At 48.5% G+C, this 338-nt stretch carries 1 protein-coding gene; it reads right to left on the bottom strand.

Annotated features, from left to right (window positions below):
- Nucleotides 1-314: LON peptidase substrate-binding domain-containing protein (locus LKX83_RS32160; protein WP_227887333.1), on the bottom strand; the 314-nt coding region annotated here is incomplete at its 3' end.
- Nucleotides 315-338 lie beyond the last annotated feature (24 nt).

Below are 338 nucleotides of genomic sequence, written 5' to 3'. Positions count from 1 at the left end.
GAAATCTGGACTTCGAAATATTCGTCCTCCTGAAGATAATCCTCTATTTTGGCGCGGCTAATCCCTTCTACAAGCACGCGAATTGTTCCATTGGGCAGCTTCAGCATTTGCTTTACCTTAGCTACGGTGCCGATCAGAAAGATCTGCTCCTTCTCCGGCTCCTCGATGTGCACTTCTTCCTGCGTAGACAGGAGAATGAGGTTATCATCCACCATTGCTTTTTCTAGCGCTTTCACCGACTTGGCTCGTCCTACATCAAGATGTAGAACCATGCCCGGAAACACCAGCAATCCTCGCAACGGGAGAAGAGGGATTTGTCTCTCTTTTTCGGTTGTTCC

The sequence above is a fragment of the Cohnella baijiui genome, from assembly GCF_020731285.1.
GTDB lineage: Bacteria > Bacillota > Bacilli > Paenibacillales > Paenibacillaceae > Cohnella.
Note: the sequence above shows the minus strand (reverse complement) of the source record. Positions and strands in the feature narration are given on the sequence as shown.